Source organism: Hydrogenophaga sp. Root209 (assembly GCF_001428625.1).
In the GTDB taxonomy this organism is placed as follows: Bacteria; Pseudomonadota; Gammaproteobacteria; order Burkholderiales; family Burkholderiaceae_C; genus Hydrogenophaga.
Genome location: NZ_LMIE01000012.1, coordinates 298603 through 320003 on the forward strand (window position 1 = coordinate 298603; position 21401 = coordinate 320003).

Below are 21401 nucleotides of genomic sequence, written 5' to 3' on the forward strand. Positions count from 1 at the left end.
GCCCCCAAGCTTCTCAGCCCTTGGGTGGTTTTCCCTTGGCGTGCGCACGCGGGTGCGCCGCGTCGTACACCTTGGCCAGGTGCTGGAAATCCAGCCGTGTGTAGACCTGCGTCGTGCTGATGCTGGCGTGGCCCAGTAACTCCTGCACGGCGCGCAGATCGCCACTGGACTGCAGCACATGGCTGGCGAACGAGTGGCGCAGCATGTGCGGATGCACCGGCGTGGCCAGACCCGCCAGGCGCGAGCGGCGCTTGAGGCGCACGCGGATGTGCTGTGGCGTGAGGCGCTGGCCGCGCGAGCCGATGAACAGGGCCGCATCTTCCCGCGCCCAGGTGGCGCGGAGCTCGAGCCAGCGTGCCAGCGCCGCCAAGGCGGCCTTGCCCACCGGCACGCTGCGCCGCTTCGAGCCCTTGCCCAGCACGTGCGCTTCGCCGTCCTGCGCGTCGATCCAGCCGCGGGCCTCGCCGCTGGCTGTCACGTCCAGGCCCACCAGCTCGCCGATGCGCAGGCCGCAGCCGTACAGCAGTTCGGTGATGCAGGCGTCGCGCGCTTCCAGCGCGGGGTGATCGGCCTCTTCCACATGAGAGGCGAGCTGTACCGACTCGTCCACGCCCAGCGCCTTGGGCAGTGGCTTGCCGGCCTTGGGAGCGCGCACGTCCTGCACGGGGTTGTGACCGATCAGACCCTGGCGGCCGAGCCAGACATAGAAGCCGCGCCATCCGGAGAGGATGAGCGCGATGCCGCGCGCGCTGCGCCCGGCGCTGTGCATTTGCGCGATCCAGCGGCGAATGTGCGTGTTTTGAATGTCCTTGAGGCAGACCCGGGCCTCCGCGGCGTGCGCGCACAGCCGCTGCAGATCCTGCGAGTAAAGCACCACCGTGCGCTCGGCCAGGCGCTTCTCCACCTTGACGTGGTTCAGATAGGCCTGCACCAGCGCGGCATCGTCCCCCGTCGGGGTTTCGGAGGCGGTTCGCGCCAGCAAGATCATGTGCCGTTATTCAGGGCGCACACGGGACAACGCCGCGCTGGTGATCTCGCCGATGCGTTCCAGGAAGTCGGTGCCCATGTCGCTGGCGAAACGCTGTTGATCGGCCGAGGCCAGCACCAGCAGGCCGAAAGCCTGTGGCGAGAGGCCGGCGCGCAGCGGAATGAGCGCGAGCGACACGGCGCTCGATGGATCGTCCAGCCAGCCGGCGGCTTCCAGCCCCGGGTTGGCACCGCAGTAGGGCCGGGTGAGCGATGAGGCAAAGGCTTTCACGTCGTCGCTGGCCCCTTGAGCAAACGGTTGGTCCTCAAACGCAGGCGCCACGCCCCAGACCTTGATGGCGACCTGGGGCACCATGAACTGGTTGGCGATTTCGCGCACCGCCACCACGGGCAGCTCGGCAGGTTCGCGGGTGAGCAGCAGCGCGCGGGTCCAGAGCTGCAATTTGTCGGCGATGGTGGTGTTTTCGTGGCCATTGCGGATCATCTCGGCCGCCTTGAGCTCCAGTCCCTTGATCTTTTCACGCAGCATCTCGGCCTGGCGCTCCTGCAGGCTGACTGCCCGGTGGCCGTGCGGACTGGTGAGCTGCACGGCGGCCAACAGGCTGGCATGGCGCTCGAAAAAATCGGGCGTGTTGGCCAGGTAGTTGGCGATGTCGTCTTCGGTGATGGGTGGGATGCTGTTGGTGTTCATGTGTGTGTGGATTCGGAGCTGGGTTCAGCCGATGTCGGGAATGTCGATCTCGCCTTCGAACACGGTGGTGGCCGGTCCGGTCATGAAAACGGCGTTGTCATGGCGGCGGCTGTCCTGCCATTCGATGGTGAGCACGCCGCCCTGGGTGTGAACGTCGACGCGTGCATCGAGCACGCCCAGCCGGATGCCCGCCACCACCGCCGCGCAGGCTCCGGTGCCGCAAGCCAGGGTTTCGCCGGCACCGCGCTCGAACACACGCAGCTTCACCTCGGTGCGGCTCACCACCTGCAAAAAGCCGGCATTGACGCGCTGGGGAAAACGATCATGCCGCTCGATCATGGGCCCCCAGGCCTGCACCGGTGCGCTCTTGACATCGTCCACCATCAGCACCGCGTGCGGGTTGCCCATGGACAACACGGCGACCGGCACATCGCCTGCATACGGCAGCGCCAGCGGCCAGCGCTCGAAGTTGCCCATCGCCTGAGGTTGCAGGTCTTGGGCCAGGAAGGGCACACGGTCCAGGGCAAACACCGGCGGCCCCATGTCCACGGTCACCCCGCCGTCCTGGTGGGCATGCAGCTCCAGCTCGCCATTGGCCACTTTCACACGCAGCGGATTGCGCTGGCTCAGGCCCTTGTCGTGCACGAAGCGCACGAAGCAGCGTGCGCCGTTGCCGCAGTGCTCCACCTCGCCGCCATCGGCGTTGTGGATCACGTACTCGAAGTCCAGTTCGGGCTCGATGGAGGCCCGCACGCTGAGGATCTGGTCGGCGCCCACGCCGAAGTGCCGATCGGCGAGGAAGCGGTATTGGGCCGTGGTGAGGCCCAGACGGCCCCGCGTCTCGTCGAGCACCACGAAGTCGTTGCCCGCGCCCTGCATCTTGGTGAATCGAATGTGCATCGCTCAATTATCGGCGCTGACCCGCAGGCAATGCCACAAGTGCGCTGGCTTCACGCAAAATGCTTCCATGGTCAGACCCACCCAACTCCTGCATCCGCAGCGCCCACCCGCACCGCTGCGTGCGGCCGCCACCGTCCTGCTGCTGCGAGACAGCACCGATCCCGCCCACCCGGGCATTGAAGTCTTGATGACCCGCCGCTCCATGACGGCCAGCTTCGCGCCAGGCGCTTACGTGTTTCCGGGCGGTGGCATTGACGCTGCCGATGCCCAGTCGCATGGCATCGCCACGCGACGCACCACACAAAGCGACCTGCACCTCACGCAGGCGATCGCGGCCATCCGCGAGAGTTTTGAAGAATTGGGCGTGCTCCTGGCGCACCGAGTCGATGGTTCACCCGTGGATGACAGTGACATCGCCGCGCTGGATCGGCAGGCCCCGTTTGCCGCACAGTGCCATGCGAAGGGCATCACGCTCGACGGCGCAGGCGTGTTCGTGCTGGCGCACTGGATCACCGACCGCGATCTGCCGCGCCGCTTCGACGTGCCCTTTCTCGTGGCCCGCATGCCCGAGGGTCAGGCTCCCGTGGCTGACGAGACGGAGCAGTTCGAGCCGGTGTGGGTGCGTGCGGCCGATGCACTGGCACGCCACGAGGCCGGCAACTTCTTCATCATCTTTCCCACCATCCGCACGCTGGAGCGCCTCCAGGCCTATGCGACGGTCCGGGAGGTGCTGGAGGCATGTGCAGCGAACGACCAACCGCTGTGGACGAGCTGTCCCCGGGCGGGCATGCTGGCCGGGCGCGAATCGCGCCACATGGAGCACGAACCGCCCTTTGGCGAACTCGCCCTGGTGTGCCCCGACGGACATATCGCGCACAACCTGGACTGGCAGCACGAACAGCCCGTGCAGTTGCTCAAGAACGTGCAGCGCCTGACAGCGCCCAACCCCGGCTTCATGACCGGCCCGGGCACCAACAGCTACGTGGTGGGCGACCCCGCCAGCGGCCACATCGTGATCGATCCGGGCCCGGACGATCCAGCGCACATCGAGCGACTGTGGCGCGCCGCCGGTGGCCGTATCCAGGCCATCGTCTGCACCCACTCCCATCCCGACCACTCGCCCGGAGCGCCCAGGCTCCAGGCCCTGTGTGTGGCCGCCGGGCTGCAACGGCCGCCCATCCTGGGACTGCCCAGCCAGCCGACCGCCCGCGAAAACAGCCGCTTCGTGCCCGAACGCTCGCTGGCCGATGGCGAACAACTCGTGTTGCTTGGCCAGTCGGGCGAATCGACCGTCTCCCACACGCTGGAAGTGGTACACACCCCTGGCCATGCGGCCAACCACCTGTGTCTCCTGCTGGTTGAAGACGGTCTGCTCTTCACCGGCGATCACATCCTCAACGGCAGCACCACCGTGATCGACCCGCCCGACGGCAGCATGGGGGCCTACCTCGATTCACTCGACAAACTCGCCGAGCGTTGCCGAACGCATGGGGTTGAGTTCATCCTGCCCGCGCACGGCTACGTGCTGGGGGATCTGCGGGCCAGCGCCGAGAACACCAGCGCACCGGCCGAGGGTGGCGCGTTGGTGGCCATTGCGCATCTCAAGGCGCACCGGCTGCAACGCGAAGCCAAGGTGGCGCGCGCTTTGCAAAAGGCTCCAGAAGGTACGCCGGACGATTGGGTGAGGCTGGCCTACGACGATGTGCCCGAGCGGCTCTGGCCGGTGGCCAAACGCTCCCTGATGGCGCATGTGGAACGTCTGCAAAGCTTGAGTGGCTTCAATCTGTAGAGGCCGAACGGTGAAGATCGCGATCCTCTCCGATGTCCACGGGAATTTCTCGGCGCTTGATGCCGTGATCGCCGACATGAACCGGCGCGGCGGCGTGGACGAGGTGATCAACCTGGGCAACATGGTCAGCGGGCCTTTGATGCCCTTGCAAACCGCGCATTTCCTGATGCGACAGAACTGGCTGCAGATCGCCGGCAACCACGATCCCCAAGTGCTGCATGAAAGCACGGGCGTGCGCAGCGCATCAGACGCATTTGCCGCCGGCGAACTCGACGATCCGGCACGGTGGTGGCTCGCCTCGCTGAGCGACTCTCTTGACGCACGCCTGCACACAGGCGAACTGTGGGCGGATCGTCTGGGCGGAGATCTGGCGATGTGCCATGGCACCCCCCGCAGCCCGGTCGAATACCTGCTTGAGACAGCCGAGGGAGAAGGTATCCGTCTGGCGCTGGCGCCCGAGATCGCCGAGCGGCTGGGTGAACACGTGCCCGCCCACGTCCGGCTGTTGGCCTGCGGTCACAGCCATATCCAGCGTGCCTTGCGCATGCCGGGCGGCATGCTGGTGGTGAATCCGGGTGCCGTGGGCATGCCCGCCTACGATGTCAGCCGCGCTCACCCGCTCTCAAACTACCACCGCGTTGAAAACGGCAGCCCCGATGCGCGGTATGCGATCGCAGAGACCATACAGGGCCAATGGCAGGTCGACCTGATCTCGGTGCCCTACGACTTCGAATCCACCGCTCAGCTCGCCATCAAGAACGGTCGGCCCGATTGGGCCCACGCCCTGCGCACAGGCTACATGCCACGCTTGCTCTGAGCCAGAGCGTGGCAGTCGCACGCCAGCGCCTGCAGCGCTGCGCGGTCCAGAAGCCGCAACCGACCTGGCTCACGTGCCAGAACCCTCAGGCCGACCAACCGCGCTGCCGCGCCCGACAGCACGTCGATCGGCACATCAAGCTGCACCGTCAAGTCGCCCAAGTCCATGGCCAATGCATCGTCGGGCATGCGGTTGAACGCCATCAGCAGCCAGCGGCACAGGCGCTGTTCAACGCTGTGGGTCCGTTGGCACAGGGCGGTTTGCGACATCTGGTCCGTGAGCGCCTGCAGGTAGCCAAGCACCGCCTGGGTCACCTGTACCGAATCGGGTCCGTGGGTTGTCAAGGCGCTGGTGGGCAGTGTCCAGGCAGCGCCGGGGTGCAGCACCACAGCCCGGCCGGATTCGAAAAAATCACCCATGAATGCGGCCACACCCAACATGCCATCGTTGCCGACCAACGCCACCGACACATCGCCTCTGCCCGGCGTGGGTTGCATCAAGGCGACGAGCGCCGTTGTGGGGAAATACACGTGGGCGGTTGCGGTGCCAGGCACATGCACCTCGTGCCCGGCCGGCAGGTCCACCCTCTGGAGATGCTCACTCCAGGGCAGTTGGCCACCACCGGACAGCGAGGCCAGTATCCGGTTTGAAGGGTGATCTTCTGACAATGTCGGAACTCCCGCCCGGAGGCGATCGAGGGTGCGTGGCCGGCAGTTCCGGGGGGTGCGCCAGTGTAGGCGCAAAGACGAATCAATATGTTCGATATCGAACACATCCACGCCAAGCGCGACGAAAGCGTTCCACTGCAATTTGAAGGTCGACTGCCACCGGCTCTCGAAAGCCATGACCAGATTGGCGTTTTGGGGTCCATGCCCCGTACACTTCCTGCAACAGACCTTCGCTCGCCCCGGCCATTCCGCCATGGACCTCTCGTCGCAGTGTCGTTCTTCGACCATCCTCGGGAGCCCCATTGACTCTGACGCACAACGGCCTCGTGGCCCAGTTGTCAAACGACGACCAGCGCTTGCTTGAGAGCCGCTGCAAGCCCGTGGAACTGGGCACAGGCGACATCCTGGCGGCCCCCCACCAGCCCAATGGACACATTCACTTCCCGACCAGCGCCAGCGTGGCGCTGGTGGTGCGCCACACCGACGGCAGCGGCCTGGCCGTGGGTCTGACAGGCCGGGAAGGCGCCGTGGGTCTGCAACATGCGCTGGGGCTCGGCGCAGGCAACCTCACGCTGCACGTCCAGCGCGGTGGAACGGCTTTTCGCGCCGATGGTGAGGCACTGAAGCGGCTGGTGGCGCGACGCGGCAGCATGCTGCGGGTGTTCGCCATCTATATGTGGGTGTTCTCGCAGGAAGTGGCGTCCATGGCCGCGGCCTCCCAGTCGCACGACATCAAGGCGCGGCTCGCGAACTGGATCCTGCTGAGCCACGCCCGCAACGGACAAGAAGATCTCTACCTGACCCACGCGCATCTGGCCGACATGCTGGGCGTGCGCCGAGCCGGCGTGACGCTGGCCGCCGTCGAACTCAAGGAGATGGGTCTGGTGGACTACCAGCGAGGGCGCATCCACATCCTGGACATGGATGGGCTGCGCGCCATGGCCAGGCGGCCCGCCTTGAACAACGGCCTGCCGCAGGCATAAGTGTGAAGCGCGCCGTTACGCCGGATTCTGTGCATCCGGAGCCTTCTTGCGAAGGCCCGGATGTGACCGCCATTCATCTGGGCCGGGGGTTGCCCACCCGGCTCGGTGCTACCTACCCGCCAGCTCTCCTCGCGGAACCACGAGGTTCGTCAACACGGCGAACCATGTCGCCTCAGGCTGGCCTATTTGGTATTGCTGCGCGTAGAGATTGCCCGTTTCACCCGAACTGAATCGGCTCGTCTCTGTTGCTCTGATCCTCACCTTAGGGCCTTGCGGCTTGTCGGTGGAGAGGTGTTACCTCCTACGCTGTCCTGTGCAGTCCGGACGTTCCTCCAGCACCCCCTTTCGGGTCCTCTTGCGAGGCAGTGCCAGCGACGGCCTGGCGCGCTTCACGCGTGGATTATCCCCTGCCCTCAGACCAGGCGCTCGATCTTGCGGTGGCGCCAGACCAGCCGGTAGTAGCTGCTCTGCAGCACCAGCATGGCGACATACGCCACCGGGAACGCGACCCACACGCCGGCCAGGCCCATCTGGGCATCGAGCAGGTAGGCCGCCGGCAGCTGGATGCAGAGAATGCAGAAGACCGAGATCGCCATCGGAACCAGCACGTCACCGCTGGCGCGCATGAGGCCGCCCACCACCGCCTGGAAGCCGAACACCAGGATGCTCCACAGCATGATGTGCAGCAGGTATTCGGCCTGCACGCGCACCTCGGATTGCGTGAGGAACAGGCCCATCAGGCGGTGCGAGAGCGCATAACCCAGCAGCACCAGGGTGCCGGTAAGCAGCAGGTTGAGCCACAGGCCGGTGCGCAGGATCGCGCCCAGGCGGTCCACGCGGCCCGCGCCGATGGACTGCGCCGCGAGGATGGAAGCGGTGATCGCGATGGACAGCGCGGGGAACTGCACGTAGTTCACGATCTGCGTGACCGCACCGTAGGCCGCCGTGGCCTGCGAACCGTGACCGTTCACCAGCGCGAGGATCACCAGTTCGGAGACCGAGATCACCACCATCTGCAGGCCGGTCGGCAGGCCAATGCGCATCACCTTGGCCAGGATGGCGCGGTCCAGCCGCAGCGCGTGCAACAGCTCGCGGTCGAAGGCCAGCACGTGTTTGCGGCGGCCCAGCCGCCAGACCAGGAAGCCCAGCGCCGCCGCGTAGGACACCAGCCCCGCGTAGGCCGCGCTCTGGATGCCCAGGCGCGGCAGACCGAGCCCGCCCTGGATCAGCGCCGGCGTGAGCAGCAGGCCGATCGCCGTCGACAGCAACAGCGCGACCAGCGGCGACACCGTGTCGCTCACGCCGCGCAGCAACTGCGTGAACAGAATGAACACCAGCAGCAGCGGCATGATGAGCAGCATCACCCGCGCGTAGGCCACGGCATCGTCGAGCACGTCCAGCGGCGTGCCCAGCGCCTGCATCGCCAGCCGCGCGAACGCCACGCCCAGCACCGCGGCCACGATGCCGATCAAGGCACCCAGCACCAGCGCCGTGCCCGCGATGGCCTTGACCTTGTGCGGCTCGCGCGCGCCCCAGGCCTGGCCGATCAGCACCGAAGCGCCCGCGCCGATGCCGATCACCAGCGAGATGAAGAAGAAGACGATGGGGAACATGCCCGAGACCGCCGCCAGCGCATGCGTGCCCAGCATCTGGCCGATGTAGATGCCGTTGAGCGTGCCCGACAGGCCTTGCAGGATGTTGGACAGCACCATGGGCACGAGGAACACGAGATAGACGCGCCAGAGCGGGCCTTGGGGAGCGTTGGGCATACGGATTCCGTTGAAAGAGGAAGCGAAGGGTCAGGCGGGCGGTGGGGCGGCTTCGGACACGAAGGAGTCCCGTGCCAGCCAGGCCAGGTGGGCCTGCACGTCGGGTGGCCAGCCAGCGATGCAGCGCGCAAACGCGTCGGCGTCCTGCGCAAACAGCGCACGTGAGGCTTCCTCGAAACCCGCGAAACCGCCCGCGATGGCGCTCATGAAACGGTAAGTCCGCTCCTTGGCCTGACGCCAGCCATCGCGCCCGGCGTGGCTGCGGCGGGCTTCCTCGACCAGGCGCCGCAAGGCCGCCGACCCCACCTGGGGTGCGGCGGCCGGCGCCGCGCGGGTGGGCGCCTCCACAGGCGTGGAGGGGTAACCCGCAGGCCAGGGATGATCAACCAACGCGCCGGTGGCGTCGTCGAACACCAGCAGGCCACCGGCCGAGAGGTCGAGCGCGGCCAACGCCCGCGCCACCTCGTCGTAAGTGCCGAAGGCCACGCGCCGGGCGCCCAGAAACGCGGTGCAGGCAGGGGAAGATGGAGAAGACATGCGGCGTATTGTACCCGGGTTTAATCGTTTTACCCGGGTCATTTAAAAGCGCCGCCGTTCGCCCTGCTTCGCATTGACGACAATACGCGGGCTCCGTCTTCTGCTTGATCAACACAAGCCCCACGACACATGATCCGCCTCTCCGAACTCAAACTGCCATTGGCCGAGGTGCCGGCCGAACACCGCCGCGCCGCCGACGCCCCCACCGAAACCGAGGTCGACCGGCAACCGCCGCCGCACCCGGTGGACGCCCTCACCCGTCTCGCGGCCGCCGCCCTGGGCGTCGACCCCGCGCAGATCGCCCACCTGCACGTCTTCAAGCGCAGCTTCGACGCGCGCAAGGCCGACCTGCTCGCGGTCTACATCGTCGACTTGACCCTGGCCGACCCGGCGCAGGAAGCCGCCCTGCTCGCCGCGCATGCGGGCAAGCCCCATGTGCAGCCCACGCCCGACATGGCCTGGCACCCGCCCGGCCACGCCCCGGCCGACTGGCCTGCCGACGAACGCGAACGCCCGGTGGTGGTCGGCCTGGGCCCCTGCGGCCTGTTCACCGCGCTGGCCCTGGCGCAAATGGGGTTCAAGCCCATCGTGCTGGAGCGCGGCAAGCCGGTGCGCGAGCGCACCAAGGACACCTGGGGGCTGTGGCGCAAACACGTGCTCAACCCCGAAAGCAACGTGCAGTACGGCGAGGGGGGCGCGGGACTGTTCTCCGACGGCAAGCTCTACAGCCAGATCAAGGATCCGCGCTTCCTGGGCCGTAAGGTCATGCAGGAATTCGTGGACGCGGGCGCACCGCCCGAGATCCTCTACACCGCGCACCCGCACATCGGCACCTTCAAGCTGGTGCGCGTGGTGGAAGCCATGCGCGAGAAGATCGTCGCGCTCGGTGGCGAGATCCGCTTCCAGCACCAGGTCTGCGGTCTCACACTGGCGCGCGAGGGCGACGCTCAGCGCATCGAGTCACTGCAGGTGCGCCGCCTTGACACCGGCGACACCGTGGACATGCCGGTGCAGCGCGTGGTGCTCGCGCTGGGCCACAGCTCGCGCGACACCTTCGCCCTGCTCTGGGACGCGGGCGTGTTCATGGAAGCCAAGCCGTTCTCCATCGGCTTTCGCATCGAACACCCGCAGGGCGTGATCGACCGCGCGCGCTGGGGCCGCCACGCCGGCCACCCGCTGTTGGGCGCGGCCGACTACAAGCTCGTGCACCATGCGAAGAACGGCCGCGCGGTCTACAGCTTCTGCATGTGCCCGGGTGGCATGGTGGTGGCCGCGACCTCCGAGCCCGGTCGCGTGGTCACCAACGGCATGAGTCAGTACTCTCGCAACGAACGCAACGCCAACGCGGGCCTGGTGGTCGGCATCGAACCGGTGGACTTCCCGCAAAGCTTCCCACGCGATGTGCCGCTGTGGACCGCCGCCTTCGGCGCATCGGACGGCCAGCGCTACGCCGCACAGGCCGCACAACTCGCCGCCACGGGCCAGAACCATCCGTTGGCCGGCATCGTGCTGCAGCGCGAACTCGAAGCGCGTGCCTACCAGCTCGGGGGCAGCACTTACGAAGCCCCTGGGCAACTGGTGGGTGATTTTCTGGCGCGGCGCCCATCCAGCGAACTGGGCGAGGTGGTGCCCTCGTACCAGCCGGGCGTGAAACTGGGCGATCTGGCGCCGGCCCTGCCCGCCTACGCCATCGAGGCCATGATGGAGGCGCTGCCGGTGTTCGGTCGCAAGATCGCCGGCTACGACATGGCCGACGCGGTGCTGACCGGCGTGGAGACCCGCACGTCTGCACCGCTGCGCATCACGCGTGGTGACGACTTGCAGAGCCTGAACACATGCGGGCTGTACCCGGCCGGTGAAGGCGCAGGCTATGCGGGCGGCATCCTCTCGGCGGGGGTCGACGGCCTGAAGGTGGCCGAAGCATTGGTGCTGGATCTGCTCCAGGACCTCACCCCAACGCCAAGCGCTGCAAAAACGCCGGCGTTGTGACGATTCTTTACACGCGGTGCATCAGGGCTTGACAGCAAAAGAGCAGACTTCAAGCTACCCCCATCAGGAGTTGTTCATGAAAACCCCCGTCCTCATTCCCTTCGCTGCGGGCCTGCTTGCCCTGGCCGGCAGCGGTGTGGCGCACGCCCAGGAAGAACAAGGCCGCGTGATCAGCAGCACGCCGGTGGTGCAACAAGTGGCCGTGCCGCGCGAGGTGTGCAGCGACGAGCGCGTGACTTACCAAGGCCAGAAATCGGGCGCAGGCGCCCTGCTCGGCGGCATCGCCGGCGGCGCCGCAGGCAATGCGATCGGCAATGGCGGAGGCCGTGCCGCGGCCACCGTGATCGGCCTGGTCGGCGGCGCGATTCTGGGCGACCGCATCGAAGGCCCGGGCCAGCCCTACACCGAGACCTACCGCCAGTGCGGCACGCAGATGTTCTACGAAAACCGCACCGTGGCCTACAACGTGGTCTATGAATACGCCGGGCGGCAATACAACGTGCAGACCCCGCAGGACCCGGGCCGCTACATCCGTCTGAACGTGTCACCGGTGGACGTCCTGCCGCCGCCCGTCTACAACAGCGCACCGGTGTACCAGCACCAAACAGAGTACTACCCGAGCAACACCCGCATCACCATCGGTACACAGTACTACCCGCGCTACCAGGTCTCACCGGGCGTGATCTACATCAACGGCTACCGCTCGGGCCACCGCCACGACGACCGACGCTACAGGGACGGTCATCGCGACAACGATCGCTGGGACCGTCATCGCTGATTCCCGTCAGACAGCAAAAAAGCGACCCGAGGGTCGCTTTTTTGCTGTCTGGTGGACGTTCAGCTCTGTTGCAATGCCGCGATGCGCTCTTCGATCGGCGGGTGTGTCGAGAACAGTTTGCCCAGGCCGCCAGCGATGCCGAGTGCCTGCATGGTCTTGGGCAGCTCGCCCGGCGTGAGGCCACCCAGGCGAGCCAGCGCGTTGATCATGGGCTGCTTGCGGCCCATGAGGCCGGCAGCACCGGCGTCGGCACGGAACTCGCGCTGGCGGCTGAACCAGGCCACGATGATCGCGGCCAGGAAACCCAGCACGATGTCCATCACGATGGTGGTGATCATGTAGCCGATGCCGGGGCCGCTGCTGTTGCTGTCGCCCCTGCGCAGGAAGCTGTCCACCGCATAGCCGATCACGCGGCTGAGGAACACCACGAAGGTGTTCATCACCCCTTGGATCAGCGTCATGGTGACCATGTCGCCGTTGGCCACGTGGGCGACCTCGTGGCCGATCACGGCTTCGACTTCTTCCTTCGTCATGTTCTGCAGCAGGCCGGTGGACACCGCCACGAGCGCGGAGTTCTTGAACGCACCCGTGGCAAACGCATTGGGTGCACCTTCAAAGATGGCCACCTCGGGCATGCCGATGCCGGCCTTGTCGGCGAAACGGCGCACGGTCTCCACGATCCACGCTTCGTCGGACGTTTGAGGCTGGTTGATCACGCGCGCACCCGTGCTGAACTTGGCCATGGGCTTGCTGATCAGCAACGAAATGATGGCACCACCAAAGCCGATCACGAGCGAGAACCCGGCCAAGGCCGTCATGTTCAGGCCGTTGGCGGTGAGGAAGCGATCCACGCCCAGGATGCGGGTGGTGATCAACAGCACCGCCATCACGGCGAAGTTGGTCAGGACGAACAGCAGGATGCGTTTCATGGGGACTCCGGGTAGTGTCAAAGACAACGGGATGATAAGTGGGGCTTGCTGTGCGGTTCTTCAAGGCACACCAGCTTCAGGTGATCCCCGATGGTCAGACCTGGGGCAGCAAGAACCGCCGTTCCCAGGCGCTGATCTCGTTCAGAAAGCTGTCGTGCTCCATCGCCTTGACCGCGAGATAGGCCCGCACGAAGCGCTCTCCCAGCAAGCGTGGCGCGTGTTCACTCTGGGCCATTTGTTCGTGGGCGGTTGAAAAAGTTCGCGGCAGACCACGCGGCAGGTCGTAGCCGTTGCCTTGCACCGGATCGCCCGGCAGACAGCGCGTCTGCAGCCCGGCCAGGCCGGCAGCCAGCGTGGCGGCCATGGCCAGATAGGGGTTGGCGTCGGCGCCGGCCAGCCGGTTTTCCACGCGGCGAGCCACAGCCGGACTCACTGGCACTCGCAGCCCGGCGGTGCGGTTGTCGTAGCCCCACGCCACGTTGGTGGGTGCCTGACTGCCGGCCACGTAGCGGCGGTACGAATTGACCGTGGGTGCATAGATGAGCGCGAGGTCCGGCGTGTAGGCCTGCAAGCCGCCGATGTAGTGCAGGAATGCGTCACTGGCGGAGCCATCGGCCTGGCTGAAGATGTTGCGACCCTCAGCGTCCACCACGCTCTGATGCAGGTGCATGGAGCTGCCGGCTTCGCCTGCGATGGGCTTGGCCATGAACACCGCGTTCAGCCCGTGCTGCAGGGCGATCTCGCGCGCCGCAGTCTTGAACAGAAAGGCCTGGTCGGCCACCGCCACAGGGTCACCGTGCAGGAGGTTGATCTCGTACTGGCAGGGGCCCACCTCGTGCAGCCAGGTATCGGCGCGGATGCCCAGGGCGTCGATGGCGGCGTGGAACGCATCCCAGAACGGCGCCAGCTCGTTGAGTGCGTTCAGGCTGAAGGCAGACTGCCCCACCTCGGGCCGGCCACCGCGCCCCAGCGGCGCGGTGAGTGGCTGGGCCGGGTCGGTCATGGCGGCGGTCAGGTAGAACTCGATCTCGGGCGCCACCACGGGTGTGAGGCCCATGGTTTGGTAACGCGCGACCACGTTCTTGAGCACCGAACGCGGGGCAAATTCACACAGGCTGCCGTCGAGCTCCACGCAGTCGTGCACCGCCAGGTAGCGCGGCACGCTGGCCCAGGGTGCGAGCTTGAGCGTGGCCAGGTCGGGCACCAGTCGCACGTCGGGGTCACTGTCGGGAAAGATCGGGTCGTAGGAGTACTCCCCCGTCACGCACTGCATGGGGATGGCCTGGCAGATGCGCAGCTCGCCGCCCGCCGCGAAGCTGCCCGCGGGCATGAGCTTGCCGCGCGGGTAACCGGTGACGTCGGCAAACAGGCACTCAACATCGCGCACGCCGCTGGCGCGGAAATGGGCCGCGAGTTCGGCGCGGTCGACGTCCTGTGTCAGATTCAGGTGGGACCAGGAGGGCGATGTCGGCAAGGTCATGGGTTGTCCAATGGAGCGTCGGGACGACGGGGGCGGAACACGTCGGCGTCGGCATAGTAAGTGGGATCCTCGTTGGCAGGCCACCAACCCGGCACGCCCATCACGGGCAAGGGCGTGAACGGCTTGCCCGCCAGCACCGGCCCGCTCAGGCCTCGGGCCAGCCAGGCGTCCCAGGCAGCGAGGTCCTCACCCAAGGCCATGGGCACAGGCACCCGCAACACATGGGCGGTGATGGATTTGTAGGGTGTGACCAGTTTTTCGAGCAGCGCATGGCCGAACAGCACCAGCCGCGCCTGCGCCCATAGCGGGCGCAGCGTGACAAACAGGCGGTGCCAATCGCGCGCCGTCAACGCGTCCCACAGCGGCTCGGGGGCTTGCAGCAGCGCCGCGTTTTCGTCGAACAGCGTGAGCGCATCGCGAACCGGTCCGCGCACCTCGCGCACGCCAGCCCGCGCGATTTCAGCCGCCTGCAGTTGGTTGAGGCGCTGCTTGGTCAGTGGAAAGCGCAACCAGCACAGGCCGTTGAAAAAATCGTGCAGGTTCTCGCGTGTGGGCACGCGGCCGGTGTCGAAGATGAACTGCTCATAGGCCGTGCCCGGGGGCAGCTCGGCCTGCGGCACAAAACGCACCGGCGAGCCGAGGGCCCGGTTGAGCATCTGGGACACAGAGGCATCGCCTGCGCTCATCGGGCTGGTCAAGCCCTCACCGGGACATCGCCATGGTGCAAGCCCGGGAGCTGACCAGTCAATGGCATGAACCGGCGACGCAGATCCGCCCGGCCCACTCATGCCACGATCGAGGCGAGGAAATGGCGCTTGTCGCGCACGCTGACCCTGGACGTGCCCTCGTCACGCAGATCGAACGCGCCCGTTGCCACCAGCAATTTGGTCAGGGTGGAGTACCCATAGTTCCGAGCGTCAAACGACGTCTTGTTTCCAATGTGTGTCCCCACCTGCCCGACCTTGGCCCAACCGTCCTCATCCTCGCAGGCGATCACGGCGCCGCGAAGCAGGCTGATGAGCTTTGCATCTTTCTTGAGCTGTTCAGGCGATACGCGAAGCGGCTGGGCAGGTTTTGCGGTCACCGCGGCGAGGTCTTTTGCCGCAGGTGCTTCTGCAGTAACGGCGGCTTCGAGGACTTCCGTCGCCCCCAGGCGATCCAGGTAGAGAAACCGCGAGCAGGCATTGACGAAAGGCTCGGGCGTTTTCTGGGCACCAAAGCCGTACACAGCGGCGCCCTTGGCACGCAGGTGCATCACCAGCGGCGTGAAGTCTGCATCCGACGAGACAATGCCGAACGCATCGGGTCGGTCGGTGTAAAGCAGTTCCAGCGCATCAATGACCATCGCCATGTCACTGGCGTTTTTCCCTTTGGAGTAGTCGAACTGCTGCATCGGCCGAATCGCATGCTCGTGCAGCTTTTCCTCCCAGCCCTTGAGTTCGTTCTTCTTCCAGTTGCCATAGGCCCGGCGTACATTGGTCACCCCGAAGGTCGACAGCTCGGTCAGGATCGCATCGATCTTGGTGGCCGGCGAATTGTCGGCATCGATCAGCAGCGCGATGTGCGGTTCCGATCTCCCGACCTCGCGCGCACTCACAACAGCCTCCAGGGCAGCGCCTCGCCACCGCGCAGTGGCTTGAGATCGGCCTCGCCGAAGCGGAAGCTCTCGGGCGTGGTCCAGCTCTCGCGCTTCAGCGTGACGGTGCCGCGGTTGCGCGGCAGGCCGTAGAAGGCCGGGCCGTTGAAGCTGGCGAAGGCTTCCAGCTTGTCGAGCGCCCCGACCGAGTCGAAGGCCTCGGCGTACATCTCCATCGCAGCGTGCGCCGTGTAGCAGCCAGCGCAGCCCATGGCGTGCTCCTTCAGGTGCGCCGGGTGCGGCGCGCTGTCGGTGCCGAGGAAGAAGCGGTCGCTGCCGCTGGTGGCTGCGGCCAGCAGGGCCTGGCGGTGCGTTTCGCGCTTGAGCACCGGCAGGCAGTAGTAGTGTGGGCGCACGCCGCCGGTGAAGATGGCGTTGCGGTTGTAGAGCAGGTGGTGCGCCGTGAGCGTGGCGGCGGTGAACGGGCTGGCCTCGGTCACGTACTGAGCAGCTTCCTTGGTGGTGATGTGCTCGAACACCACTTTCAGCTCGGGGAAGTCGCGCCGCAGGGGGATCATCTGCTGGTCGATGAAGACGGCTTCGCGGTCGAACAGGTCAATGTCGGGCGAGGTGACCTCGCCGTGCACCAGCAGCAGCAGCCCGGCGCGCTGCATGGCCTCCAGCGTCTGATAGGTCTTGCGGATGTCGGTCACGCCGGCGTCGCTGTTGGTGGTGGCACCGGCCGGGTAGAGCTTGAGGGCCACCACACCGGCGTCTTTCGCGCGCGCGATCTCGTCGGCGGGCAGGTTGTCGGTGAGGTAGAGCGTCATCAGGGGCTCGAAACTGACGCCCTCGGGCACGGCGGCGCGGATGCGGTCGCGGTAGGCCACGGCCTGCGCCGCGGTGGTCACCGGCGGCTTGAGGTTCGGCATGATGATGGCGCGGCCGAACTGGGCTGCCGTGTGCGGCACCACGGTGCGCAGCGCATCGCCATCGCGCACGTGCAGGTGCCAGTCGTCCGGTCGGGTGATCGTGAGGGTATTGGTGGGGGTGAAAGTCGCAGCGTTCATGCCCCGATTGTCGCAAACCGCCTGACCTACAGCGGCACCTTGTCAGTGGGGTACTTCCAGAAATCGCGCAACAGATAGCTGATGGGCAGGTTCAGCGGCACGCCCTTGGGTGGAATCGGCTTCTCGAACCAGGTGGCGTAGATGGTCTGGATCTCGCCGCTGTAAATGAGGCGGCGCATTTCGTCGTCAATGATCTTCTTGAAAGCGGGGTCGTCCTTGGACAACATGATGGCCAGGGCCTCGGTGGTGAAGAAGCGACCCACCACCTTGAGCGCCTTGGGATCGGGGCGCCCCGCGGCCAGGCCGAAGAGCAGCACGTCGTCCATGGCAAAGGCGTCGGCTTCACCGCTCTCGACCATGGTTACTGCCTGTTGGTGGTCCTCGGCCTCCAGTATCCGCAACTTGAGGAAGCGCTCCAGATCAATTCGGCGCAAGGCGGCCAGCGGCGTGGTGTTGCGGGTGGACACCACGGTCTTGAGGGCGGGATGGTCCACCCGGTCAACCGGGCTGCCCGACTTGACCAGCAAGCGCGCGCCGGTGATGAAGTGCGGAATGGTGAACGCCACTTTGTCGCGGCGGGCGGCGTTGTTGGTGGTGGAGCCGCATTCCATGTGGACCTTGCCCTGCGCCACCATGTCGATGCGATTGGCCGGCGTGACCTGCACATACTCCACCGCCAACGCGCTCAGGCCGATCTTCTGCTGAACCGCCACAGCCAGCCGGCGGCAGATGTCCAGTGCATAGCCCACAGGCCTCTTCTGCTCGTCCACATAGGAGAACGGCGCCGCCGACTCCCGATGGGCCAACACCAGTTTTCCCTGAGCGCGGAGCTGGTCCAGCACGGGACTGGACTGGGCGTGGGCGCCGCCGGCCAGACTGATGATCAACAACACAAAACAGCGCGCCAAAGAAGACACTTGTGCCATGGAAGCTCTCCAGTTGAGCAACACACCGTCAGGAACGACGAAGTTGCGGTGGCTGCCCCTTGGCAGCTGATGCAAGCTTAGGCACCCGTGTCCAGGAGGTCTGTAACCCCCCGGCAGTATTTTGGGACCGCTTCAGTGCGCCAGGATCTTGTTGAGAAAGTCCTTGGTGCGCGGCTGGCGATCTTCTGGCTTGCCGAAGAAGTCGTCCTTGGAGCAGTCCTCCAGGATCTTGCCGCCCACGTCCATGAAGATCACGCGGTTGCTGACCTTGCGCGCAAAGCCCATTTCGTGCGTCACGCACATCATGGTCATGCCTTCGTTGGCCAGACCGACCATCACGTCGAGCACCTCGCCGACCATCTCGGGGTCGAGCGCCGAGGTGGGTTCGTCGAACAGCATCACGATCGGATCCATCGATAGCGCGCGCGCGATCGCCACGCGCTGCTGCTGGCCACCCGAGAGCTGGCCCGGGAACTTGTCCTTGTGCAGCGACAGGCCCACGCGGTCGAGCATCTTGAGGCCGCGCTTCTTGGCCTCGTCCGGGTTGCGGCCGAGCACCTTGATCTGGGCGATCGTGAGGTTCTCGGTCACCGACAGGTGCGGGAACAGTTCGAAGTGCTGGAACACCATGCCCACGCGGCTGCGCAGCTTGGGCAGGTCGGTCTTGGGGTCGTGCACCGGCACGCCATCGACCGTGATCTCGCCCTTCTGGAAGGGCTCGAGCGCGTTGATGGTCTTGATGAGGGTCGACTTGCCCGAGCCCGACGGGCCGCAGACCACGACGACTTCACCCTTCTGGATGTCGGTGGAGCAATCGGTCAGCACCTGGACGCTGCCATACCACTTGGAGACGTTCTTGAGTTCAATCATGGCAATTCCTGGGTTTCGGTTGCATCAACGGATGATGGCGATCTTCTTGTGCAGCTGCTTGACGGACCACGACAGCGCGTAACACATGACGAAATACACCACGGCGGCGGCGAGGTAGGCCTCGATCGGACGGCCGAAGTTCTTGCCCGCGACCTCGAAGCCCTTGAGCATGTCGTAGGCACCGATGGCGTACACGAGCGAGGTGTCCTGGAACAGGATGATGGTCTGCGTGAGCAGCACCGGCAACATGTTGCGGAAGGCCTGGGGCAGCACCACCAGCTTCATGTTCTGCCCGTAGCTCATGCCCAGCGCCTGCCCCGCGTGCACCTGGCCACGCGGGATGGACTGAATGCCAGCGCGCATGATCTCGCTGAAGTACGCGGCCTCGAAGGCAATGAAGGTGACCACCGCCGACACCTCGGCGCCGATGGGCCGGCCGATCAACAGCGGCACCAGCAGGAAGAACCACAGGATCACCATCACCAGCGGAATGCTGCGCATGCCGTTGACGTAGATCGTGGCCGGCGTGTCAAGCCACTTCTTGCCCGACAGGCGCATGAGCGCGAGCACGGTGCCAAAGATGATGCCGCCGATGGTGGCCACGATGGTCAGCATCAGGCTGAAATACAGGCCTTTCAGAACGAAGTTGCTGATCAGGTCCCAGTTGTAGAAGGAAAAGTCGAGATTGAGGTTCATGTCAGTGGCCTCCCGTCCCGCCAGCCACGACGAAGCCCGGAATGCGCGCGCGCTTTTCGATGACGGCCATGATGCGGTTGATCGCGAACGCCGAGATGATGTACAGGCCCGTCACCGCCAGGTACACCTCGACGCCGCGCGAGGTTTCTTCCTGCGCCTGCATGGCAAACATGGTGAGCTCGGAGACCGACACCGCGAACGCCACCGAGGAGTTCTTGAAGATGTTCATGGTCTCGCTGGTCAGCGGCGGGATGATGATGCGAAACGCCATGGGCAGCAGCACATAGCGGTAGTACTGGAAGGTGGTGAAGCCCATCGCCATGCCCGCGTAGCGCTGGCCACGCGGCAGGGCCTGGATGCCCGAGCGCACCTGCTCGGCGATGCGTGCCGAGGTGAAGAAACCCAGGGCAAACACCACGAGCAGAAAGCCCGGAACCCCTTGCAAGACCGGGAACATCGAAGGCAACACGTGGTACCAGAGGAAAATCTGCACCAGCAAGGGAATGTTGCGGAACAGCTCCACCCAGGCGTTGCCCAGACGCACCACGATGGGCCGATCCGGCAGCGTGCGCAGCGTGCCGATCACCACCCCGATCACCAGCGCCAGCAGCAGTGCCAGCAGCGCCACGGACACGGTCCAGCCCCAGGCCGACAGCATCCAGTCGAGGTAGGTGATGTCACCCCCCTTGCCAAAACAGCCTTGCACCGGCTGCCGTTCAATGGTGTCTTCGCAGAACACCTGCCAATCCCAGCTCATAGGAGCCCTTTCCTTTTATCGTCCGCGCAGCGCCCCAGGAAATCGGGGCGTCTACGAAAACGCCCCTTCAAATGTTCCACTTGAAGGGGCGTGCCAGAAGCTTGCGCGCTTACTTCTTGACGTAGTCTTCCATCGGCTTGTCGTTCGGAGCGGCCCAGGCAGCCTTGGTCGCGTCGGAGATCGGCAGGCCGATCTTCACGTTGGCTGGCGGGATCGGCTGCATGAACCACTTGTCATACAGCTTGGCGAGCGAGCCGGAGGCGATCTGGCGTTTGATGCTGTCGTCCACGGCCTTCTTGAACGCCGGGTCGTCCTTGCGCAGCATGCAGGCGATCGGCTCGACCGAAAGCACTTCACCGACGATCTTGAAATCTGCGGGGTTCTTGGACTTGGAGATGTTGGCGGCCAGGATGGAGCCGTCCATCACGAAGGCATCGGCGCGGCCCGATTCCAGCAACAGGAAGCTGTCGGCGTGGTCCTTGCCATAGACCTCCTTGAAGTCGATGCCGCCGGCGCGCTCGTTTTTGCGCAGGGTCTGCACCGAGGTGGTGCCGGTGGTGGTGGCCACGGACTTGCCGTTGAGGTCCTTGATCGCGTTGATGCCGGAACTCGCTTTGACAGCAATGCGAACTTCTTCCACGTAGGTGGTCACGGCGAAAGACACATCCTTCTGCCGCGTGGCGTTGTTGGTGGTGGAGCCGCACTCCAGATCAACCGTGCCGTTCTGCACCAGGGGAATGCGGTTCTGCGAGGTCACCGGCTGGTACTTCACTTCCAGCTTGGGAAGGCCCAGCTGCTTCTGGATGTCGGCCAGGATGATCTCGCCCATTTCGGTGTGGAAGCCGACGTACTTGCCGTTGCCCAGGGTGTAACCCAGGCCGGACGACTCGCGCACGCCCAGGGACACACTGCCGGACGTCTTGATCTTGGCCAGCGTATCACCGGTCTGGGCCAAGGCGCTGCTGGCGGCCAATGCGGTCACGGCCCATGCGAGCAGGTGCTTCTTCATAACTATCTCCTTGCTTGTGAATAAAACGATAAGCCCAACGATTTTCACCGTGCTGTGCGCCACCTCAGGCGTGCGCCCATGGTCTGCATGATGCTACGCACGCAAACTCCGTTCCACCCGGGAATGCCCACCCTGTGTGGAGCGAAGCCCGTGAATGTAACGAGCGCCCCGAACAAACGC

21 protein-coding genes and 1 other RNA gene are annotated in these 21401 nt (G+C 65.6%); 5 read left to right on the forward strand and 17 right to left on the reverse strand.

Translation table 11 applies throughout. The annotated features are described in order from the left end of the window. Positions 1–13: 13 nt before the first annotated feature. From ASE11_RS10195 to dapF, 3 genes are read right to left on the reverse strand one after another with little or no spacing between them, the layout of a single operon-like run. A complete protein-coding gene (locus tag ASE11_RS10195; RefSeq protein WP_056270068.1) occupies positions 14–988 on the reverse strand; it encodes a tyrosine recombinase XerC in 975 nt (324 codons plus the stop codon). A gap of 6 nt (positions 989–994) precedes the next feature. Then, positions 995–1678 (reverse strand): DUF484 family protein, encoded by a 684-nt coding sequence (locus ASE11_RS10200; RefSeq protein ID WP_056270070.1) that lies wholly within the window; start codon positions 1676–1678, stop codon positions 995–997. Between the two features lie 24 nt (positions 1679–1702). Continuing rightward, positions 1703–2578, reverse strand: coding sequence for a diaminopimelate epimerase (gene dapF, locus ASE11_RS10205; protein WP_056270073.1), 876 nt, complete (start codon positions 2576–2578; stop codon positions 1703–1705). A 67-nt stretch (positions 2579–2645) separates the two neighbouring features. Here dapF and ASE11_RS10210 point away from each other — a divergent pair, with 67 nt between their 5' ends. After that, positions 2646–4367 carry an MBL fold metallo-hydrolase gene (locus tag ASE11_RS10210; RefSeq protein ID WP_056270074.1) on the forward strand — a complete coding sequence of 574 codons (1722 nt, stop codon included), beginning with the start codon at positions 2646–2648 and terminating at the stop codon, positions 4365–4367. A gap of 10 nt (positions 4368–4377) precedes the next feature. Beyond that, positions 4378–5184 (forward strand): metallophosphoesterase family protein, encoded by an 807-nt coding sequence (locus ASE11_RS10215; protein ID WP_056270077.1) that lies wholly within the window; start codon positions 4378–4380, stop codon positions 5182–5184. On the opposite strand, the gene ASE11_RS10220 is transcribed toward ASE11_RS10215, so the two are convergent. Continuing rightward, entirely contained in the window at positions 5163–5852 is a 690-nt protein-coding gene (locus ASE11_RS10220) for a Crp/Fnr family transcriptional regulator (protein ID WP_156406296.1), read from the reverse strand. The genes ASE11_RS10215 and ASE11_RS10220 overlap by 22 nt on opposite strands. A gap of 326 nt (positions 5853–6178) precedes the next feature. Between ASE11_RS10220 and ASE11_RS10225 the strand changes: the two genes are divergently transcribed. Next, on the forward strand, positions 6179–6835 hold the full coding sequence (locus tag ASE11_RS10225) for a Crp/Fnr family transcriptional regulator (protein ID WP_156406297.1): 657 nt from the start codon (positions 6179–6181) through the stop codon (positions 6833–6835). On the opposite strand, the gene rnpB is transcribed toward ASE11_RS10225, so the two are convergent. From rnpB to ASE11_RS10235, 3 genes are all read right to left on the reverse strand, one after another. Continuing rightward, positions 6836–7226: RNase P RNA component class A (gene rnpB, locus ASE11_RS11035), an RNA gene on the reverse strand. It lies immediately after the preceding gene. A gap of 22 nt (positions 7227–7248) precedes the next feature. Further along, positions 7249–8604 (reverse strand): MATE family efflux transporter, encoded by a 1356-nt coding sequence (locus tag ASE11_RS10230; protein WP_056270084.1) that lies wholly within the window; start codon positions 8602–8604, stop codon positions 7249–7251. Positions 8605–8634: 30 nt separating this feature from the next. Then, the gene (locus ASE11_RS10235; protein WP_056270086.1) at positions 8635–9141 is read right to left on the reverse strand and encodes a DUF2239 family protein; all 507 of its coding nucleotides are present in this window, start codon (positions 9139–9141) and stop codon (positions 8635–8637) included. Positions 9142–9270: 129 nt separating this feature from the next. Here ASE11_RS10235 and ASE11_RS10240 point away from each other — a divergent pair, with 129 nt between their 5' ends. After that, positions 9271–11130, forward strand: a complete 1860-nt coding sequence (locus tag ASE11_RS10240) for an NAD(P)/FAD-dependent oxidoreductase (protein ID WP_056270089.1) — start codon at positions 9271–9273, stop codon at positions 11128–11130. A gap of 76 nt (positions 11131–11206) precedes the next feature. Continuing rightward, positions 11207–11908: a glycine zipper 2TM domain-containing protein gene (locus tag ASE11_RS10245; protein WP_056270092.1), complete on the forward strand. Its 702-nt coding sequence runs from the start codon at positions 11207–11209 to the stop codon at positions 11906–11908. 59 nt (positions 11909–11967) lie between these two features. Here the strand turns inward: ASE11_RS10245 and htpX are convergent, their stop codons facing one another. From htpX to ASE11_RS10295, 10 genes are all read right to left on the reverse strand, one after another. Then, positions 11968–12837 carry a protease HtpX gene (gene htpX, locus ASE11_RS10250; protein WP_056270094.1) on the reverse strand — a complete coding sequence of 290 codons (870 nt, stop codon included), beginning with the start codon at positions 12835–12837 and terminating at the stop codon, positions 11968–11970. A 94-nt stretch (positions 12838–12931) separates the two neighbouring features. Beyond that, complete coding sequence (locus ASE11_RS10255) at positions 12932–14317, reverse strand: glutamine synthetase family protein (RefSeq protein ID WP_056270097.1); 1386 nt, start codon at positions 14315–14317, stop codon at positions 12932–12934. Next, positions 14314–15105, reverse strand: a complete 792-nt coding sequence (locus ASE11_RS10260) for a DUF3025 domain-containing protein (protein WP_056270100.1) — start codon at positions 15103–15105, stop codon at positions 14314–14316. Before ASE11_RS10260 ends, ASE11_RS10255 begins: the two co-directional genes overlap by 4 nt. After that, a complete protein-coding gene (locus ASE11_RS10265) occupies positions 15102–15914 on the reverse strand; it encodes an NYN domain-containing protein (protein ID WP_056270104.1) in 813 nt (270 codons plus the stop codon). The genes ASE11_RS10260 and ASE11_RS10265 overlap by 4 nt, the downstream gene beginning before the upstream one ends. Next, positions 15911–16963, reverse strand: coding sequence for a dihydroorotase (pyrC, locus tag ASE11_RS10270; protein ID WP_056270107.1), 1053 nt, complete (start codon positions 16961–16963; stop codon positions 15911–15913). Before pyrC ends, ASE11_RS10265 begins: the two co-directional genes overlap by 4 nt. Before the next feature lie 26 nt (positions 16964–16989). Further along, complete coding sequence (locus ASE11_RS10275; protein ID WP_056270111.1) at positions 16990–17889, reverse strand: amino acid ABC transporter substrate-binding protein; 900 nt, start codon at positions 17887–17889, stop codon at positions 16990–16992. A 132-nt stretch (positions 17890–18021) separates the two neighbouring features. Next, the gene (locus tag ASE11_RS10280; protein WP_056270113.1) at positions 18022–18759 is read right to left on the reverse strand and encodes an amino acid ABC transporter ATP-binding protein; all 738 of its coding nucleotides are present in this window, start codon (positions 18757–18759) and stop codon (positions 18022–18024) included. A 24-nt stretch (positions 18760–18783) separates the two neighbouring features. Next, positions 18784–19455 carry an amino acid ABC transporter permease gene (locus tag ASE11_RS10285; RefSeq protein WP_056270116.1) on the reverse strand — a complete coding sequence of 224 codons (672 nt, stop codon included), beginning with the start codon at positions 19453–19455 and terminating at the stop codon, positions 18784–18786. Between the two features lies 1 nt (position 19456). Further along, the gene (locus ASE11_RS10290; RefSeq protein WP_056270121.1) at positions 19457–20212 is read right to left on the reverse strand and encodes an amino acid ABC transporter permease; all 756 of its coding nucleotides are present in this window, start codon (positions 20210–20212) and stop codon (positions 19457–19459) included. A 109-nt stretch (positions 20213–20321) separates the two neighbouring features. Next, positions 20322–21221 (reverse strand): amino acid ABC transporter substrate-binding protein, encoded by a 900-nt coding sequence (locus tag ASE11_RS10295; protein ID WP_056270123.1) that lies wholly within the window; start codon positions 21219–21221, stop codon positions 20322–20324. Between the last annotated feature and the right edge of the window lie 180 nt (positions 21222–21401).

Coding starts and splice junctions, on each gene's coding strand:
- ASE11_RS10275 (WP_056270111.1), bottom strand. CDS start 17,889: ATGGCACAAGTGTCTTCTTTGGCGCGCTGTTTTGTGTTGTTGATCATC.
- ASE11_RS10285 (WP_056270116.1), bottom strand. CDS start 19,455: ATGAACCTCAATCTCGACTTTTCCTTCTACAACTGGGACCTGATCAGC.
- ASE11_RS10260 (WP_056270100.1), bottom strand. CDS start 15,105: ATGAGTGGGCCGGGCGGATCTGCGTCGCCGGTTCATGCCATTGACTGG.
- ASE11_RS10235 (WP_056270086.1), bottom strand. CDS start 9,141: ATGTCTTCTCCATCTTCCCCTGCCTGCACCGCGTTTCTGGGCGCCCGG.
- ASE11_RS10280 (WP_056270113.1), bottom strand. CDS start 18,759: ATGATTGAACTCAAGAACGTCTCCAAGTGGTATGGCAGCGTCCAGGTG.
- ASE11_RS10245 (WP_056270092.1), top strand. CDS start 11,207: ATGAAAACCCCCGTCCTCATTCCCTTCGCTGCGGGCCTGCTTGCCCTG.
- dapF (WP_056270073.1), bottom strand. CDS start 2,578: ATGCACATTCGATTCACCAAGATGCAGGGCGCGGGCAACGACTTCGTG.
- ASE11_RS10290 (WP_056270121.1), bottom strand. CDS start 20,212: ATGAGCTGGGATTGGCAGGTGTTCTGCGAAGACACCATTGAACGGCAG.
- pyrC (WP_056270107.1), bottom strand. CDS start 16,963: ATGAACGCTGCGACTTTCACCCCCACCAATACCCTCACGATCACCCGA.
- ASE11_RS10255 (WP_056270097.1), bottom strand. CDS start 14,317: ATGACCTTGCCGACATCGCCCTCCTGGTCCCACCTGAATCTGACACAG.
- ASE11_RS10230 (WP_056270084.1), bottom strand. CDS start 8,604: ATGCCCAACGCTCCCCAAGGCCCGCTCTGGCGCGTCTATCTCGTGTTC.
- ASE11_RS10240 (WP_056270089.1), top strand. CDS start 9,271: ATGATCCGCCTCTCCGAACTCAAACTGCCATTGGCCGAGGTGCCGGCC.
- htpX (WP_056270094.1), bottom strand. CDS start 12,837: ATGAAACGCATCCTGCTGTTCGTCCTGACCAACTTCGCCGTGATGGCG.
- ASE11_RS10210 (WP_056270074.1), top strand. CDS start 2,646: ATGGTCAGACCCACCCAACTCCTGCATCCGCAGCGCCCACCCGCACCG.
- ASE11_RS10295 (WP_056270123.1), bottom strand. CDS start 21,221: ATGAAGAAGCACCTGCTCGCATGGGCCGTGACCGCATTGGCCGCCAGC.
- ASE11_RS10200 (WP_056270070.1), bottom strand. CDS start 1,678: ATGAACACCAACAGCATCCCACCCATCACCGAAGACGACATCGCCAAC.
- ASE11_RS10195 (WP_056270068.1), bottom strand. CDS start 988: ATGATCTTGCTGGCGCGAACCGCCTCCGAAACCCCGACGGGGGACGAT.